The sequence below is a fragment of the Ideonella sp. P3_A4 genome (assembly GCF_056403075.1).
This window is the reverse complement of record NZ_JBFUGE010000783.1, coordinates 1-2,479: the sequence shown is the minus strand read 5'-3', so window position 1 is coordinate 2,479 and position 2,479 is coordinate 1. Positions and strand designations below refer to the sequence as shown.

At 68.7% G+C, this 2,479-nt stretch carries 2 protein-coding genes; one reads left to right on the top strand and one right to left on the bottom strand.

The genetic code is table 11. From position 1 onward, the window contains the following. A partial coding sequence (locus AC1DYI_RS32640; RefSeq protein ID WP_477208267.1) for a transketolase-like TK C-terminal-containing protein occupies positions 1-1,617 on the top strand: 1,617 nt, incomplete at its 5' end. Between the two features lie 9 nt (positions 1,618-1,626). Here the strand turns inward: AC1DYI_RS32640 and AC1DYI_RS32635 are convergent. Continuing rightward, positions 1,627-2,479, bottom strand: an 853-nt coding sequence (locus tag AC1DYI_RS32635; RefSeq protein WP_477208266.1) for a LysR family transcriptional regulator, incomplete at its 5' end; no start/stop codon positions are given.

The window sequence follows — 2,479 nt, the reverse complement described above, 5'->3', positions numbered from 1 at the left end:
CAGATCGACCGCCTCAAACGCGGCGGCCATGATCTGGTGAAGATCCACGCGGCCTACCACGCGGCGGCCGCCACACAGGGCCAACCGACAGTCATCCTGGCCCAGACCAGGAAGGGCAACGGCATGGGCGAAGCAGGCCAGGGCCGCATGACCACCCACCAGCAGAAGAAGCTCGAGCGCGAGGATTTGATCGCCTTCCGCAACCGCTTCGATCTGCCCTTGAGCGATGAGCAGGTCGCCGATCTCGCGTTCTTCAAGCCAGCTGAAGACAGCCCCGAGATGCGCTACCTGCATGCGCGCCGCGCCGCGCTCGGGGGCTATGTGCCCGCGCGCCGCGCAGAGGCAGCAGCGGCGGTGCCCGTGCCCCCGCTGGCGCGCTACGGCGAGTTCGCGTTGCAGGCCGAAGGCAAGGAGATGAGCACCACGATGGCCTTCGTGCGCATGCTCACCGGCTTGCTCAAGGACACGCAACTCGGCCCACGCATCGTGCCCATCGTTGCCGACGAGGCGCGCACCTTCGGCATGGCCAACCTCTTCAAGCAGGTGGGCATCTATGCCTTCAATGGCCAGGCCTACGAGCCCGAGGACATCGGCTCGGTGCTGAGCTACCGCGAGGCCAAGGACGGCCAGATCCTCGAGGAAGGGATCAGCGAAGCCGGCGCGATCAGCAGCTGGACCGCCGCAGCGACGAGCTACTCGGTGCACGGGCAGGCGATGCTGCCCTTCTACATCTACTACTCGATGTTCGGATTCCAACGCGTCGGCGACCTGATCTGGGCCGCGGCCGACCAGCGCTCGCGCGGCTTCCTGCTCGGCGCCACCGCGGGCCGCACGACGCTGGGCGGCGAGGGGCTGCAGCACCAGGACGGCGCGTCCCTGCTACAGGCGAGCACGGTGCCGAACTGCCGTGCGTACGACCCGTGTTTTGCGGGCGAACTGGCGGTGATCCTCGACCACGGCATGCGCCAGATGATGGAGCGCCAGGAAGACGTCTTCTACTACGTCACCGTCATGAACGAGAACTACGCCCAGCCCTCATTGCCGGCGCGCGTCGAAGACGATGTCATCCGCGGCATCTACCGCTACGCGTTGCATGCGCCGGCGGACGCCCCGGCGAACACACCAGCGACAGTGCGGCTGGTCGGCTCAGGCACCATCCTGCGCGAGGTGATCGCCGCGGCCGAGCTGCTCGCATCCGATTGGGGTATTGCGGCCGAGGTGTGGAGCGCAACCAGCTTCAGCGAGCTGGCGCGCGAGGCCCGCGAAGTCGAGCGCTTCAACCGGCTGCATCCCGGCGAGCCGGCGCGCAAGAGCCATGTGCAGCGCTGCCTGTCCGGCGACGCACCGGTGATCGCAGCCTCCGACTACGTTCGTGCCTGGCCGCAGTTGATCGCGTCGTACCTGGAAGCGCCTTTCACCGCGCTGGGCACCGACGGCTTCGGCCGCAGCGACACCCGCGCCGCCTTGCGCCGCTTCTTCGAGGTCGATCGTCACCACATCGTGCTGGCGGCGCTGACGGCCCTGCGCGCGCGCGGCGATGTCGATGCGAACATCTGCGCCGAGGCCATCGCGAGCTACGGGCTGTCGACTGACGCCGCGGCCTCTTGGCTCACGTGATGGGCGGTCTTACAGCTCGGCGAATCGCCGGGCCAGGTAGTCGACCATCGCGCGAACGCGGGTCGGCATGTGCCGCCCGCTGGGCATGACGGCGCTGATCGGCACCGCCTCGCCTTCGTAGTCCGCGAGCAGGCGCACCAGGCGGCCGGCTCGAAGATCGGCGGCGACGTCCACGCTGGCCTTGTAGGCCACGCCGTCGCCCCTCACCGCCCACTGGCGCACCAGCAGCGAATCGCCACACAAGGCAGGCGCCGCGACCATGGTCTCGGTCACTCCCGCTGCTGAAACAAAGCTCCACTGCGCCTTGGGCTGATCGCGCGACAGCCAGGCCAGGCAGCGATGGTTGGCCAGATCGGTGGGCGATTGCAGCGGCGCCGCTCGCTCGAGGTATTTCGGCGCGGCGACGAGCACGCGGTGCGACCGCACCAGCAGCCGGCCGACCATCGACGAGTCGCTCAGCTCGCCATATCGGATCGCGATGTCCACCGCCTCGCGGGGCAGATCGTGCATCCGGTCGCCGACCCGCAAGGTCACCGTCAGGCGTGGATGCATCCGGGCGTAGTCGCCGATCCATTCGGAGAGGAACTGGGCGCTGGTGTCGGTCGGGGCGGCAATGTGGATGCGGCCTTCCACCGCGCGCGCGTCGTGCCGAAGAACGCTGCGGCCGCGGGCCCAGGTGGCGGCAATGCTCTCGCAGGTCTGCGCAAAGCGCTCTCCCTCGGGCGTCAGGCGCAGCGTCCTGGTGGTGCGCTCGACGAGCCGCACTCCAAGCTCCTCCTCGATCCGCTTCAGCCTGGCGCTGACCGAGGAGGGTGTCTGATCCAGCTGCCGGGCGGCAGCGCTCAGCGACTGTGCATGCGCA